This is a genomic window from Collinsella aerofaciens ATCC 25986 (assembly GCF_964259375.1).
GTDB lineage: Bacteria > Actinomycetota > Coriobacteriia > Coriobacteriales > Coriobacteriaceae > Collinsella > Collinsella aerofaciens_BO.
On record NZ_CAXVJM010000010.1, the window covers coordinates 1 to 14,612 of the forward strand.

Annotated in this window: 12 protein-coding genes; 1 reads left to right on the top strand and 11 read right to left on the bottom strand. The window is 60.0% G+C overall.

Features of this window, described 5'->3' with window-relative positions:
- Positions 1 to 262 precede the first annotated feature (262 nt).
- The 10 genes from ACEXKH_RS05705 to ACEXKH_RS05750 all read right to left on the bottom strand — a co-directional run bounded on the left by ACEXKH_RS05705 (position 263) and on the right by ACEXKH_RS05750 (position 11,845).
- A complete protein-coding gene (locus tag ACEXKH_RS05705; protein WP_373573413.1) occupies positions 263 to 730 on the bottom strand; it encodes a YfcE family phosphodiesterase in 468 nt (155 codons plus the stop codon).
- A gap of 90 nt (positions 731 to 820) precedes the next feature.
- Positions 821 to 1,537, bottom strand: coding sequence for a LytR/AlgR family response regulator transcription factor (locus tag ACEXKH_RS05710; RefSeq protein WP_099432562.1), 717 nt, complete (start codon positions 1,535 to 1,537; stop codon positions 821 to 823).
- Positions 1,538 to 1,609: 72 nt separating this feature from the next.
- On the bottom strand, positions 1,610 to 2,953 hold the full coding sequence (locus tag ACEXKH_RS05715; protein WP_373573414.1) for a histidine kinase: 1,344 nt from the start codon (positions 2,951 to 2,953) through the stop codon (positions 1,610 to 1,612).
- The gene (locus ACEXKH_RS05720; protein ID WP_373573415.1) at positions 2,950 to 4,137 is read right to left on the bottom strand and encodes a glycosyltransferase; all 1,188 of its coding nucleotides are present in this window, start codon (positions 4,135 to 4,137) and stop codon (positions 2,950 to 2,952) included. The genes ACEXKH_RS05715 and ACEXKH_RS05720 overlap by 4 nt, the downstream gene beginning before the upstream one ends.
- A 182-nt stretch (positions 4,138 to 4,319) precedes the next feature.
- A complete protein-coding gene (locus tag ACEXKH_RS05725; RefSeq protein ID WP_373573416.1) occupies positions 4,320 to 5,570 on the bottom strand; it encodes an MFS transporter in 1,251 nt (416 codons plus the stop codon).
- 101 nt (positions 5,571 to 5,671) lie between these two features.
- Entirely contained in the window at positions 5,672 to 6,616 is a 945-nt protein-coding gene (locus ACEXKH_RS05730; RefSeq protein ID WP_373573417.1) for a zinc dependent phospholipase C family protein, read from the bottom strand.
- A 92-nt stretch (positions 6,617 to 6,708) separates the two neighbouring features.
- On the bottom strand, positions 6,709 to 7,443 hold the full coding sequence (locus ACEXKH_RS05735; RefSeq protein WP_373573418.1) for a LytR/AlgR family response regulator transcription factor: 735 nt from the start codon (positions 7,441 to 7,443) through the stop codon (positions 6,709 to 6,711).
- Positions 7,444 to 7,481: 38 nt separating this feature from the next.
- Positions 7,482 to 8,867: a sensor histidine kinase gene (locus ACEXKH_RS05740; protein ID WP_373573419.1), complete on the bottom strand. Its 1,386-nt coding sequence runs from the start codon at positions 8,865 to 8,867 to the stop codon at positions 7,482 to 7,484.
- A gap of 117 nt (positions 8,868 to 8,984) precedes the next feature.
- Positions 8,985 to 10,262, bottom strand: coding sequence for a metal-dependent hydrolase family protein (locus ACEXKH_RS05745; RefSeq protein WP_055310078.1), 1,278 nt, complete (start codon positions 10,260 to 10,262; stop codon positions 8,985 to 8,987).
- A gap of 131 nt (positions 10,263 to 10,393) precedes the next feature.
- A complete protein-coding gene (locus ACEXKH_RS05750) occupies positions 10,394 to 11,845 on the bottom strand; it encodes an APC family permease (protein WP_373573420.1) in 1,452 nt (483 codons plus the stop codon).
- A 564-nt stretch (positions 11,846 to 12,409) separates the two neighbouring features.
- On the opposite strand from ACEXKH_RS05750, the gene ACEXKH_RS05755 reads away from it, so the two are divergent.
- Positions 12,410 to 13,240, top strand: a complete 831-nt coding sequence (locus tag ACEXKH_RS05755) for a C39 family peptidase (protein ID WP_373573421.1) — start codon at positions 12,410 to 12,412, stop codon at positions 13,238 to 13,240.
- A 384-nt stretch (positions 13,241 to 13,624) separates the two neighbouring features.
- On the opposite strand, the gene arcC is transcribed toward ACEXKH_RS05755, so the two are convergent.
- Positions 13,625 to 14,587: a carbamate kinase gene (gene arcC, locus ACEXKH_RS05760; RefSeq protein WP_006235166.1), complete on the bottom strand. Its 963-nt coding sequence runs from the start codon at positions 14,585 to 14,587 to the stop codon at positions 13,625 to 13,627.
- Between the last annotated feature and the right edge of the window lie 25 nt (positions 14,588 to 14,612).

The window sequence follows — 14,612 nt, forward strand, 5'->3', positions numbered from 1 at the left end:
TGCTCTACAGTCCTGCGCAAGACGGAAAGCACATTAAGTGCTTTCCTTTGCGTGCGGAACTCGCGACAAACTTAACCCCCGCCCCCAGCCCCGGAGACCCTCCCTGCCGTCACTTTGTTCGAGTCGTTGTTGTTCCTCGCCGCTTCCGCGGCTCGAGGTCCCCGTTCTCCTCGGCGGGGTTGTCTAAGGTTGTCGCTGAAGCTCTGCCTTTGGCTCAAAGAAAAACGGGAGATGCAATCTGCATCCCCCGTTTTTGTTGCGGTTACTCCAAGTCAATAAACTTGGTGCTTATAATCTTGCCGTCTTTTACGAGCATTCTGGCCATGGTGGGGCCTCGGCTGCCTCTGGGGTAGCTGGCGCTGCCGGGATTGAGGACCAGGCAGCGGCCTACTTGGGCCTCTTTGGTTACGTGGGTGTGACCGTTGATGGCTACGTCTACGGATCCCACGGGTAGGTCTTCGCGGTAGTGGGCTACGGCGAATTTGAGGCCTTCGTAGGTGAAGAGGGCCAGACGGTCTACATCCGGGCCGTAGTCGCGGTAGTAGTCGTTGTTTCCTAGGACCGCTCGCACGGGGGCGATGGTGCATAGATGCTCGTAATCCATCTCTGAAGTGAGGTCTCCGGCGTGGATGATCAGATCTGCACCCTTGAGCTCGTCCAGAAGCGCGGGCGAAAGATAGCCGTGGGTGTCCGAGATGATGTCGATGCGCTTGGCGCTTGCACTGTTCATGGGATCCCTTCTTCAAAACCGATTCGACGTATATACAAAAAGCCCCACGGCTCCGCAGACAATTGTCTACAGGGCTGCGGGGCCAGCGTGCTAGAGGCTCAGGGCCTTCTTGAGCGGCACAACGCGGCGGCGCGAGACCGGCACGCGTTCGTCGACGCCCGTAATGCCCAACTGGATAGCGCCCGAGGGCACCGTCTCGACATCTGTGACGCACGCCAAGTTGACGATATAGCGGCGATGAACGCGAAAGAAGCCAAAGTCGCAAAGCTTGGCCTCGAACTGCGCCAGCGAAGTCGTCGATAGAAAACGATCATCGACGGTATAGATACAGGAGTAATCGTCCTTGGCCATGATGAAGCGAATGTCATCCACGGGAATGAGGACCTTGCGGCCGCCCTTTTCCACCGGAATGCGCTCGATGGTGGCCTTGCTGTCCGTGACGGGCTTGGCGCGCTGCATGACCTTCTCGATCGCGCGATCCAGGCGTGCCTCCTCAACCGGCTTCATTAGGTAATCGACGGCATCTACGTCGAACGCCTCGACAGCATGATCACTATACGCGGTCACAAACACAATCGCCGGCGGATTCTTAAGCTTATGCAGTGCCTCGGCAAGCTGCAGGCCAGAAGCGCCGGGCATCGAGATATCGAGAAATACGACATCGACGCGGCTTTCCATCAACATCTCAATGGCGGAGCGGACGCTCGACGCCTCAGTGATCGTGCCGATCTTGCCCGTCTGCTCGAGCAAGAAGCGAAGTTCCGAACGGGCCGGGGCCTCATCATCCACAATCATCGCACGCAGCATAGGGATTAAACCTTTCGTCAACAAACTAGGCTGGGCATCCGCCGCTTGGCGTTGAGCCCATAGCCTTTTATTTTACTCTTGAATGTCAAAGATGCTCTCTGACAAATCAAGATGCAGGAGCACTTTGGTGCCCTTGCCCGGCGCCGATTCGACGCGCGTATAAGAGTGCGGTCCATAAAAGCGATGGATGCGCTCAGAAATATTGTGCATGGCCACGCCGGCGCCGCCGCCTTGCGGGGAACTGGCATCGGGGCGGGCGGAGCGCTCATCAAACAGCCTGGCGGCGGTGCCCTCGTCCATGCCCACGCCGTTGTCGGCCACGGCAATCAGGATTGCGTCGTCGCCGTCTTGATGGACGGTCACATCGATCCGCAGGGCATCGTCATCGCCCATGCCATGCCGCACGGCGTTCTCGACGATGGGCTGGATTACAAAGGCCGGGACCAATGTGTCCTCGATATCCTCGGAGACATCGAAGGTCGCCAGTACGCGGTCCTCGCCAAAGCGCGCCTTCTCAAACGTCAGGTAGCGCTTGGTCTGGGCAACCTCGCGCGAGACCGGGATAAGCGACCCCGAGTTGTCGAGCGTGGCGCGATAGAACGAGGAGAATTCGCGCAGCAGCTCGCGGGCACGTAGCGGATCGGTGCGCGTAAACGACGCGATGGTGTTGAGCGTGTTGAACAGAAAGTGCGGATTGATCTGCGCTTGCAGGGCACGAACCTCGGCACGGGCCGTGAGTTCCTTTTGCACCTCGAGCTCGTGGATGGCGAGCTGCGTGGACAGAATCTCGGCAAAACCCGAGGCGAGCGCATACTGGGTACGGTCGACGGCGCGCGGGGTCTTGTAGTAGAACTTGAGCGTACCGACGGTGCGGTCGCCCACCTTGATGGGCGCGATGATACCGGCGGGGACATGGTTGTGCGAACCATCCGAACCCACCACGTCCACCACGCGGTTGAACGACTGCACGATGCCGTGCTCAATGACGTAGCGCGTGGCAAGCGTGTGGATGGGCGAGTCGGGCAGCAGCTTTTCCTCGAACTCGCCCGCGCAGGCCAGCACGTTGCTCTCATCGGTGATGGCAACGGTCATGGCACGTGTCTCGGGCAGGATACGCCGGCACACCAAAAGCGCCGATTCCTGCGTCAGACCGCCCTTAATGTCCTCGAGCATGGCCGAGGCAACCGAGAGCGTCTCCTCGGTGTACTGGGAGCGTACCGAATCGGGATTGAGCGTCAAATAGATAAAGATGCACAGGAAGATGCACAGCAGCGCACAGGCGATCACCGTGGCAATCGGCTCAATGCCAGTCGCCAGGGCAAAGATAAAGTACGCCAACACGCAAACGGCGCAGACAACGGCGATGATGCGAAAGATTGAAATTGAATTATCGCGCTGGGCGCGGCGGTCGATCATTCAGCCCCCTCCAGGATGCTAATCAGTTGTGCGTCGCGCCAAAGTTCGTCCATAATCTTGGGCCAGAAACTCTGAAAACGCAGGTAGCTTGCGGCGTTTTGGCGGGCATAGGTCTTGGCCTCGTCAATACCGTGACGCCAGATGCGCAGATACCCCTCGTGCTCGCGGGTAAACATGCTGCGAACCATGGCGGTCTTGCGCACGCGGTCGTCGAGCTCGCGCGAGATCCACGGACCCGGATAGGGCATGAGTGATGCGGCCGTAACCGGAATGAGCTCCTTTTGGTGCGCAGCGAACGTCAGCTTGGCCCGCTCGTAGTACCAACGGTACACGTCCTGCATAAAGCGCGGCGAGCGCTTCTCGGACTCGGGCGGCAGGTGGCGCACAGTCCACTCGTTATCGAACCACACGTCATAGCCGAACATTCGCATGTTAAACAGGTAGTCCAGATCCTCGCCGCGGGTGATAAACGGGTCGAAGGCCACGCGCGTAAAGGCGCGGGCGTGCAGGGCCATCAGGCCGCCGCACACGTAATTGGAGCGCGAGATGCGGGTACCCGAGAGCGCCTTTTTCATCCAGCGATTGAACTCGATACGCTTGGTCCACCAGCGATGGCAAATGCCCGCTTTGTCCGTGGGAGCCAGCGGCGACCCGTCGCGATCGTAAAAGTATCCGCTCTTGACTAAAATCGGCAGGCCCTGACGCGTCTGTTGGCCCAGTGCATAGGTCGCACGCTTCATAAAGTCGGCATCGATGACGGTCTCGTCGTCATCCAAAAACACAACCGCGTCGTGCCCCAGCACCGCCGCGCAGGCAAGACCCATGTTGCGGATGGCGCCGTAGCCGCGCAGGCTCACGCACTCGCCCGAGCCTTTAGGCGCAATCTGTGCCACGCGGTCGGCAACACGCGAAGCCTGAGTATTGGTAACAACGGTGACCTTAAGTGTGGGATGCGCATTAACGATTTCGTGCACGCGATGGGATACGTCGGCCGTGGCAGAAACCGGACAGACCACCAAGAGAATGATACGCGGAATGTCGCGCACCTGTTCGAGCGAAGTCAGGCAGCGATCGAGTTCCGGGTTGGCGGCATTGAGCGACGTCGAGTGATCGTAGGTGCCGGGAGCGTTTGCTTGGGTATCATCGCCCGCCCAATATGTTGGGATCACAACCGTGGCGTTCATACCTTTACCCTCCTTGCAACACAAAAACGGGGCGCCGCCAAACACAGGCGACGCCCCGCGACCTAGCTGATTCCATCATACCCACTTGGGCTAAACATTGCTCGGAAGTCAGAATGATTTATGCGGCTACTTCCAAAAGAGTACTGCAGATAGGCACAGTTGCTGTACTGAGCCCGGTTGCCCTACGCCGCCGTCTGAGCCATGCGGGACAGACGGACCAGCAGCATAAAGCCAACGATCAGCAGCACGCCAATGGAAAGGACGCCCAGCGACGGGTTGCCGGTCAGCGAGGTGACAACCGACACCAGAAAGGTGCCCATAACGCTTGCGTAACGGCCAAAGATATCGAAGAAGCCGTAGTACTCGTTGGACTTTTCCTTGGGGATGATGCGACCAAAATAGCTGCGGCTGAGCGCCTGCACGCCACCCTGGAACAGGCCGACCAAAATGGCAAGCACCCAGAACTCAAAGGCAGTCTTTAAGAAAAACGCGGCAAAGAGCACGATGCCCATGTAGGCGGCGACGGCCACCATGATCATGTTGAGCGTACCCACGCGACTGGAGAGCTTGCCGTAGATGATGGCGGACGGGAAGGCCACAAACTGCGTAACGAGCAGCGCCAGCACCAGCTGGGTCGAATCGATACCCAGAGCCGAGCCGTAGCTGGTTGCCATGGAAATAACCGTGTGCACACCGTCGATGTAGAAGAAGAACGCGATCATGTAGACCAGCACGGTCTTGTTGTGGGCGATCTCGCGCATAGTGTGTCCGACCTCGGAGAACACGCCGCCCACGATGTGGCCGATGGTGTCCTGGGGACCGCGCTCGCGACCGTACTTTTGCTTATAGGTGCGAATAAGCGGCAGGGTAAAGATGAGCCACCAGGCACCGGTGATGATAAACGACAGACGCGTTGCCAGCATGGTAGGGACGCCAAGAGCGGGGCCACCCATGATAAGCGCCAGGCAGATGATGAACGGCACGGTGGAACCGATGTAGCCCCAGGCATAGCCCGAGCTGGACACGGCGTCCATGCGCTCGTCGGTGGTAATGTCGGGCAGCATGGCGTCGTAGAACGTCATAGAAGAGTTAAGGCCGATGGTGCACAGCACGTACACGGTCAAAAATGCCATGGCGGACATGGGGATAGCCTGCGCCAGGCAAAGAACCAGGCCCGTGAGGAAGAAGCCCAAGAAGAACTTGATCTTGTTGCCGGCGTAATCGGCAAGCGCGCCCAGAATGGGCATGAGCATGGCAATGACCAGCGAGGCAATCGTCTGCGCGTTGCCCCAGGCGACCACCAGGTCTGCCGAGGAAGCACCGGTATTGATGGCGTTAAAGTAGATGGGCACCACCGAGGTATTGAGCAGCACGAGGGCCGAGTTGCCCACATCGTACATAACCCAGTTACGCTCGAGCTTGGTGTATTTCATGGACAGGGCCCCTTCGTATTCGCCCGATATGCAGTTAGTTCATCGTACCCCAATTGTCCAGAGGCGCCGGTAAGGATTCGGCAAAGGGGCACGCACGAGCCCTACTCCTCGCGGTCGAACTCTTCGTCGGCGCCGAGCACGCGACCGCTGTAATTGACGTGGTTGGTCACGGCTTCCATATTGCCGGTCTCGATAAAGCGGGCGACGGTGAGCTCGTAATCGAGCAGTGCGCGATCAAAGACCTCGGGGAAGCTCTCGGTCGAGACCTCGTCGGTAAAGGGGCTCTTCCATGCCAAGTGGCCCAGGTTGCCGGTACGCTCGGGCAGCTCGGTCGTCACGCGGTGCGCAAGGCCGTCGAGCAGCGAATAATCGTGCACCAAGCCCTCGAGCAGGGCAATCGCGCGCGTCTTGGCCGAACCGGCCGGCTCGATAGTGCGGTAGAGCAGCTGCATGTCGGCTACGGCGCCGGCGTACTCTCCCACCGGGATATCGATGCCGTACACGCGCCCGGCGACGTAGCTCATCAGCACACCGGCAACGCGATTGATGCGGTCGGTAGTGACGATCTCGCCCGCCGGCGGATAATCCTCGACCGTGGCCCCGTCACGTTTAAGCTGCAGCATCAGCACGTCCAGGTCGCTTTCGAGCACGGCGTGAACTTGACTGCCCGAAGCCTCGAGCTCGGGATCGGACTCGACAATGCCAAACTGCTGCTCGTAGACAAAGGGATGGGCATTGCGATCGAGCACATAGTGTGACAACAGGCCCAGCGCAAAGGCGCGACCCAGATTGGCATCGCGCGGCTGCAGGTGCGACACGCCGTCGCGCAGGCACGAGAACTGGCGCGACATGCGCGAGCGGTGCATGACCTGAGCAAGCGACATACAGTCGGAAATGCGCGGCGTGAGCATGTGGAAGAAGAACGGGTCGGGACCCTGGTTGCCCAGGATAAAGGCGATGCGCTCCTCGTCGGACGCGATAACGCCCTGCGGAAGACGGTCGATGCTTTCCTCGCCAAACAGATGATGCGTAATGAGCGCGGGCATATTGTTCCTTTCGATTTCATTCGATGCCACCCATTATGCCCACCGCACGGCCATGCCAAACCTACGCCGGTAAACGTTGGCATGCGAACCGTCTACGCAAGCCCCAGGTGCGCCTTAACCTCGGCAGCACGACGACGCGATACGGGCACCGTCGAGTTCACACGGTCGAGTCTGAGCTCCATCAGGCCCGTGGAGCCGATCTCGACATTGTGCACGTCTTCCAAATTGACCAGATAGCTGCGGTGGACACGGATAAAGCCCTCGGAGGCCAAGCGACGCTCGAGCGAGGAAATCGACTCATTGATCAGATACGTCCCCTCGGCGCAGACGGCGTTGCAAAAATCGGCGCGCGCCTCAAAGTAGCAGACATCCGCCACGGGAATGAACACCTTTTTGCCCCCGCGATCCACCGTCAGGCGCAAAGGCTGGCGCGGAGCATGGACAACACGGCGAGCACCCAGGGCAGTCTCGATCTTGTCGAGTGCCTTTGACAAGCGGGCATCCTCGACCGGTTTGACGACGTAATCGACAGCGTCGAGGTTATAGGCATCGGCCGCATACTCGGCAAATGCCGTCACAAACACCACGACCGGCGGCGTCTTTAGGTTCTGCAGCGTCTCGGCAAGCTCAATTCCCGAGCGACCGGGCATGGTAATGTCTAAAAACAGCACGTCGGGCTTGTTCGACAGAATCGACTCCACGGCTTCGGTGACATTGCCCGCCTCGGCAATCTGACCCACACGCGTATCCTTTTCCAACAGATAGCGTAGCTCAGCCCTAATTGGAGGCTCGTCATCAACCACCAAGATGTTCCAGCCTTCGGACATATGCGCTTCCCCTCTTTTTCTCTCAATCCAACCGCGTGCTACACCGTCAACGGCGCCGGCTCATGTGGCTCGCCGTTCAACTCAACGATGACCTGCGTTCCCACGCCCTCCTGGGACTTCACGCGCATGCCGGAATCTTCTCCGTAAAAGAAATGGATGCGCTGAAGCACGTTGAAGAGCGCCAGGCCGCAACCTCGCTTGACGGAGCCGTCGGCGGTAATGCTCTCGGGCTCCTCTCGGCGATGCTGCTCAAACAGATGCGCGCAGACTTCTTCGCTCATCCCGATGCCATCATCTTCGACGATGATCTCCAAGCCGTCATCGGTCTCAAAAGCCCTAACACGAATAGAAAGCGGCTCGGTCTCGCGCTGCGCGTGCTTGATGCAGTTTTCGAGCAGCGGCTGCAAGATAAACGGCGGTACCAGGCTGTCGCGCACCTCAAAGTCGATGTCGACCGAGACGCGCAGACGGCCGTCGCCATACCGGGCCTGCATAAGATTGATATAACGAGTGCCCTGTTCCACCTCGTGCTCGAGCGTGGTGAGCGTATCGGAGTCAGAAAGCGTCTGACGATAGTAGTTGGAAAAGTCGATGAGCAACGATCGCGCCTTGTCGGGCTCGGTTCGAACGAGCGACACGATGGTGCTGATGGTATTGAATAGAAAATGCGGGTCGACCTGCGACTGCAGGGCGCGAAGCTCAACGCGGGCCGTGAGTTCGTCCTGGCGCTCGAGCTCAAAGCTGGCGAGCTGCGTGGAGATGAGATCGGCAAAGCCCGAGGCAAGGGCCGTCTGGCGCATATCGATGCTGCTTAGGCGGGGATAGTACAGTTCGAGCGTACCTACGCAATGCCCGCGCACGGTAAGCGGCGCAACGATGCCGGCGCGCAGACGGGGAAAATAGCCGCCCGTCTCATTGGAGGCGTCGCGCGAAAATACACTCTGTTCGCCGGACTCGATCACGTTGAGCGTGGTCTTGAGCACGACCGGGGTGCCGGCAGGGCACTTTGCCGAGTCCTCGCCCCAGCTTGCCAACACCTGTCTGCCATCGGTAAAGCAGATGGCCGAGGCGATGGTCTCGGACAGGATAATTTTAGAGGCGCCCAGGGCCGCTTCGGGCGTAAGGCCGCGCGACGTGTAGGCGAATATTTTTGATGCGATGGCAAGCGTACGGTCGGTTGCGCTCGACGTGAGGTCGTCGGGGACCACAAAGACATACGAGAAAAAGAAGCACAGCATGACCATGCCGGCAATAACGACAACGCCCGGAACGGGATTGGGATTATCGGTTAAATCCCAGATAAGCAGCAGGATAAGCGCCGGAACGACAACACCGAGCAGGATGGCCTGGACCACATGCTGAGCCGTACGAAAGACCTTGGTAGAGTTGTAGCTCTTGCCCAGAATCAGCCTGTTTAAATCCACCGTCATCCCCTTTTATCTATCGCACCCATAGCAATAAAGAGGGCCGCAAGCGACCCTCTCCATTGCATTATGCAATCAAAAACTGTGTTTTACATCCAGTCGTCGATGAACGGTAGTTTAGGCGCTGTATTTGTTGGCCTCGCCAAAGGTGCCAGCCTCGACGATCCAGCCGTCCTTCATGATAACGTCCATGTTGTCGGTGTTGAGCACGTGAATGTCGGCGGCGACGTCACCGTTGACGACCAGCAGGTCGGCGCACTTGCCGGCCTCGATAGAACCGGTCTCGTCCTCGATGTGGCACATCTTGGCACCGTTGAGGGTGGCGCAGGTGATGGTCTCGACCGGGGTGAAGCCGATCTTGTCGACGAACTCGTACATCTCCTCGATGGAGCAGGTGCCGTACGGGGTGACGAAGGAGAAGGAGTCGGAGCCGATCGTCATGACGACGCCGCGCTTCTTGGCCTCGCGCAGGCAGTCGTAGTTGCGCTGCAGCTCCTTCTCGACCAGGGTGCCCTCGTACTTGTCGTGCAGCTCGGGGACGTAGACGGGCGGATAGGTGGCGTACCAGGTGGGCAGGAAGGCGATCGTCGGGGTGAAGAAGGTGCCCTGCTCGGCCATGAGGTCCATGGTGCGCTCATCGATATCGAAACCGTGAATCAGCTGCTCGCAGCCAAAGCGAACGGAATCGTAGGCAGCGGCGTGGTTGTTGTAGCAGTGGCTCCATACGGGGATGCCGACCATCTTTGCCTCTTCGACCACGGCCTGAATCTCCTCGGAGCAATAGTGCTGGTCGCGACCGGAGTCCCAGCGCCAGATGCCGCCACCGGTAGCCCAGATCTTGATGGCATCGGGGTTCTCACGCAGGCGACGACGAACGGCCTTGCGCAGATCCCAAGGGCCGTCGACCTGGTCGCCCCAGGGATGGGATTCCTTGTTGAGCTCCTGGGTGCAGTGGTGGGAGTCACCGTGGCCGGCAACGCGGCAGAAGCCGAGGCCGGTGGCCAGAACGCGCGGGCCCTTAAAGACGCCCTTGTCGATGCAGTCACGGATCTGGATACCAAAGCGGCCGATCTCGCAGACGGTGGTGAGGCCGTGGGTGAGGCAGTCGTAGGCCTGCTTGACGGCGACGGCCTGCTTCTCGAGGAGCGGCTGCATGACCCAATCGGTATCATCGTCGGTCAGGTTGCCCGAGAAGTGCAGATGGGTGTCGATCAGGCCGGGAAGGACGGTCTTGCCGGCGGCGTCGATGACCTCAACGCCCTCGGGAAGGTCCTGCATAGTGCCGGCGTACTCGATCTTGCCGTTGTCGTCGACGAGAACGAGGGAGTTCTCGACCGGCTCGGCACCGGTACCGTCGATGAGCTTGCCGCCAACGATTGCATACTTAGTGGACATGGTTCCTCCTTATGGATCCATATAGTGGGCGAGGCCGTGTTGGGTTAAGGCCTCACAAAGCTACCCAAGTGGTGCCGGGTTCGGTGCGCGGGAGAGAGGGCCCCGCGCACCCGATCCGCCCCGGCTAGGCGTTACTTTTTGCGGGAATTGGTGAAAGCCATGAGGGCCAGGCCAATAGCCAACCAGCCGATCACGATGCTCCACTCCACCATGTTGAGGGAGGCGGGAGAGAACGGAATCACGAGCAGGCCGATGATGATGGCGCAGGCAGCGATAGCGAGGCCGATGCCAAACTTGCCGCCGGGCACCTCGTAGGGACGAGGCAGGTCGGGCTCGGTGAAGCGCATGCGCAGGCAGGCGAGGGCGACCATACCGCAGGAGAAGATGAAGGCGAGGGCCGACACGTTGGTCAGAGGAATGAGCATGTTCTTGCCCAGGAACGGACCGATGACGGTGATGACGCCCAGCACGACGCAGGCGAGCTTGGGAGCGCCGGACTTGGGGTCGACCTCGGCGAATTTCTCGGGCAGCTGGCCCTTGCGGCCCATGGCAAGCATGATGCGGCTCGTGGCGCCGTAGAAGGAGTTCATCGGGCCCATGGGTCCAAGCGTGGCGATGACGAGCATGGCCAGGTACAGAAGCATGTTGATGCCCTTGAGGCAGGCAAGCGCGGGAACCGGGCTCTTAACAAACTCATGCCAGTCGAGGATGGTGCCGAACGAGTAGATGCAGACCATGTAGAAGCCGCCGGCGGCCAGCAGGGCCAGGGAGATGATCTTGCCGAACTTGTTCCAGTTGAGGCCCTCGGCCGCTTCCTCAGCCTGCTGAGGAATGGTGTCGAAACCGGCGTAGAAGAACGGGGTCAGAACCAGGACCGACACGATACCGGCGAACAGGCTGGTGCTCTCGGTAGCGGCCTTGCCGCCGCCAGCGCCGGTGACCTGGGAGAACACAGGCATGGCATTGTCCGGCGAGCCAGTGAACAGCGAGACGCCCATGGCGAGCAGCATGCCGCAGAGCAGGGCTTTGGTCAGGAAGGCCTGGAGCTTGGCGGCCGAGCTGGCACCACGGAAGTTGAGGAAGATGACGTAGACTGCAAAGCCGAGCGCGATCAGCGTCGGGAACAGGTAAACGTCGGCACCCAGGATGGTGTAGAGCTTGACGGCACGCAGCCACTCAAGACCGGGCAGGCTGCCGAACATCTCGGACACGAGGGTCGAGATGGCGATTGCCTCCCACGGGCACAGGATGCCGTTGCCCAGGGCCAGGAGCCAACCGGTGATGTAGCTCAGCGTACGGCCAAAGCTACGATCGACATACTCGACGATGCCGCCCGAGATGGGGATAGCAGCCGTGAGCTCACCGAAAACAGCTCCGACGGGCACGAGGAAGATTGCACCCAAGAGGAATGCGATCATAGCGGGAACGGGACCGCCGCCCACGACCATCCAGTCGCCGACCTGCAGAACCCAACCGGTACCGATGATGGCACCGAAACCGATGGTGAAGAAGTTCCAGAGCGAAAGCGTTTTCTTCATGCCACCGTTACCTTCGACTGCAACTTCTGCGTTCTTGTCCGCCATTGTTCCCCTCCTTTCCTTATTGACGCCCCTTGACGTCACCCCTTGCGCGGTCTGTTTTGCCGCGCGCTTTTATTTCGTGGCTTTAAGATACGGCCTTGGCACAGCAGCGCCGCTTGTGGCTCGACCGAAGGCAGAACTGCAAAACGAGCGGCGCCGTTTTTGGGACGAACGGCACGGTTTGCCACTCATTGTTGCCGCCCGCCCGACGGGCGTACGCTCATCGGACGCATATAGAGATGTTTTTGAGGCCGTGTGTTTTGCGCCTTTCGTACCGTTTACCGAGCTTTTGACGCGCAGACCCCTTTGTTGCACATCTTTTTTGTAGGATAGACAGGTTATACATGAGACAAGGCGGTACGAATGGCATACGGATACAACGACGGTGATCAACGGCGACAAAGTGTTCGCCTTGCTGGCCGTACCACGCCGACGCCCAGAAGGGCCACGAGCAGCAATCCGCAACGCCCTCAAGAGCAACCCAGACCTTCGTCTCGGCAGCAGACAAGCAGAGCACGGCAGAGCGGCCGTCCGAGTACGGCCACAAGCGCGCAGCAAGATAGCCGCTTGGGCGCGCGCACTCGACAGCGTCAGGCCGAGGTTCCGCAACTGCGCCGCAACGGCGCACGTCAGCCCGGCATCCATATCAACCGCTTCTTTTCGCATCCCCAAGGCGGACGCGACGGCAAGCCTTACCGCTCGACATCGTACGTGAATGCCCCCGCCCTGTCAGCTCGTCGACTTCGCCTCGCACTGTGCTCTATCCTCACCTGTCTGGTCTTTGTGCTTATGAGCTCCTGTATCTCCCACGGCTCGGCCGGTCTCGAGCCCACCGCCGAGGACAAGCTGCTCAAGGCCCCCGTCGCACCCGGTTATTCTTTCGCCTTTTCGACCCCACGCTCGCAATGGCAAGCCGGCACGATGCCCCATATCTATCAGATCGACCCTGCGTGGTCGGAGCTGCCTTACGCCGGCGGCACCATCCGCCAAAATGCCTGCGGGCCTACGTGCCTCACCATGGTCTACATCTTTAAGACGGGACGCACCGATATGACCCCCGTCGATATGTGCGCGCTTTCCGAGGCGGGCAATTACGCCCCCACCGGTGCAACCGAATGGTCGTTTATGACGAGCGGCGCGTGGCAGTTGGGACTTAACGGAACTGAGCTCCATATCGATCGCGACTCGATGACTCAGGCGCTGCGTTCGGGAGCGCCCGTCATCGCCGCCGTTCGGCCGGGCACCTTTACCAGCGTTGGACACTACATTGTGCTTTACGGTATTGACGACGCCGATCAGATTGGAGTCTTCGATCCCAACTCGGCCAGCCGCAGCGCCCGCCGCTGGGGCGTCGTAGAGGTCCTTAACGAAGTCGAAGCCATGTGGGCCTACTACTAGTCATTGGGGACTCATTGGGGACAGACTTAAATGAGTGGTCTCTGGCTGTCCGGAACTGCTGGCACGGAAATTGCACCCCGCTTTGAAGTTCGATAGCGGGATGCAATTTCCGTTAGCGGCCTGTTTGGGAAACTGGAGGCCACTTTTCGGCCAAATTCCGGGATGTACTTTCCGGTTGAGGGCCCCGGGGAAACTGTGCCCCGTTTTGGATGCTCATTCTGGGATGCATTTTCCGCAGTTGATTGGTGCTACTCATTTAAGTCTGTCCCCAATGACTACCGATAGCAAAAGCCCCGCAGTCGGAGCGGACCGCGGGGCTCATGAAGAGAGGCTAGTTTGTGGGCGTCTTGCCTGGCGCCCACGAGAGAGGCAATGGAGTAGAGACTACTCGTGGATGCGGGTACCGGAGAGACCGGCCATGGTCTCGGCGGCCTTGTCCAGAGCACCGATGATGCAGGTGCGGCCCTTGCGGGAACGGGCGAACTTGATGGCAGCGCGGACCTTGGGCTCCATGGAACCCTTGCCGAACTGGCCCTCGTCGGCCAGGCGCTCGGCCTCGTCGGCGGTGAGGTCCTCGAGCTCCTCCTGGTTGGGCTTGCCAAAGTTGATGGCGACATGCTCAACGGCGGTCAGCAGGAACAGAACGTCGGCGTCGCAATCCTCGGCCAGCAGCTCGCCGCCCAGGTCCTTGTCGATGACGGCAGGAACGCCCTTGTAGCAGCCCTTGTTCTCGTAGTCGCGGACGACGGGGATGCCGCCGCCACCGCAAGCGATGACGATGAACTCGTTGTCGAGCAGGTTGAGGATGGAGTCAGCCTCGACGATCTTCTTGGGATCGGGGGAAGCGACGACGCGACGCCAGCCGCGACCGGAATCCTCGACGAAGACCTTGGAGGGATCCTCGGCCATGAACTCCTTGGCCTGTTCCTCGGTGTAGAAGGGGCCGATCGGCTTGGTCGGGTTCTTGAACGCGGGATCGTCCGGGTCGCACTCGATCTGGGTGACGACGGTTGCGGCGTGCCAACGCTTATAGCGCTTGTGCATCTCGCGGCCGATGCCCTGCTGCAGGTGATAGCCGATGTAGCCCTGGGACATGGCGCCGCACTCGGGCAGCGGCATCTCGGGGGTGCCGATGGCGTCGTGGGCGGCGGCGAAGGCGTTCTGGATCATGCCGACCTGCGGGCCGTTGCCGTGGGTGATGATGATCTCGTTACCCTGCTCGATCAGGCCGAGAAGAGCGTGAGCGGTGTTGCTCACGGCCTCGATCTGCTCAACGGGGTTGTTGCCGAGGGCGTTGCCGCCAAGGGCGACGACAATACGATCGGGCTTGCCAAGAGGCTTAGACATTGCTGGAATCCTTTCTGTAAAAGGC

What these genes read in the sequence shown, in the direction of transcription:
- ACEXKH_RS05745 (WP_055310078.1), bottom strand. Translation starts at nt 10,262, where the DNA reads ATGTCCACTAAGTATGCAATCGTTGGCGGCAAGCTCATCGACGGTACC.
- ACEXKH_RS05710 (WP_099432562.1), bottom strand. Translation starts at nt 1,537, where the DNA reads ATGCTGCGTGCGATGATTGTGGATGATGAGGCCCCGGCCCGTTCGGAA.
- ACEXKH_RS05725 (WP_373573416.1), bottom strand. Translation starts at nt 5,570, where the DNA reads ATGAAATACACCAAGCTCGAGCGTAACTGGGTTATGTACGATGTGGGC.
- ACEXKH_RS05715 (WP_373573414.1), bottom strand. Translation starts at nt 2,953, where the DNA reads ATGATCGACCGCCGCGCCCAGCGCGATAATTCAATTTCAATCTTTCGC.
- arcC (WP_006235166.1), bottom strand. Translation starts at nt 14,587, where the DNA reads ATGTCTAAGCCTCTTGGCAAGCCCGATCGTATTGTCGTCGCCCTTGGC.
- ACEXKH_RS05735 (WP_373573418.1), bottom strand. Translation starts at nt 7,443, where the DNA reads ATGTCCGAAGGCTGGAACATCTTGGTGGTTGATGACGAGCCTCCAATT.
- ACEXKH_RS05730 (WP_373573417.1), bottom strand. Translation starts at nt 6,616, where the DNA reads ATGCCCGCGCTCATTACGCATCATCTGTTTGGCGAGGAAAGCATCGAC.
- ACEXKH_RS05720 (WP_373573415.1), bottom strand. Translation starts at nt 4,137, where the DNA reads ATGAACGCCACGGTTGTGATCCCAACATATTGGGCGGGCGATGATACC.
- ACEXKH_RS05750 (WP_373573420.1), bottom strand. Translation starts at nt 11,845, where the DNA reads ATGGCGGACAAGAACGCAGAAGTTGCAGTCGAAGGTAACGGTGGCATG.
- ACEXKH_RS05705 (WP_373573413.1), bottom strand. Translation starts at nt 730, where the DNA reads ATGAACAGTGCAAGCGCCAAGCGCATCGACATCATCTCGGACACCCAC.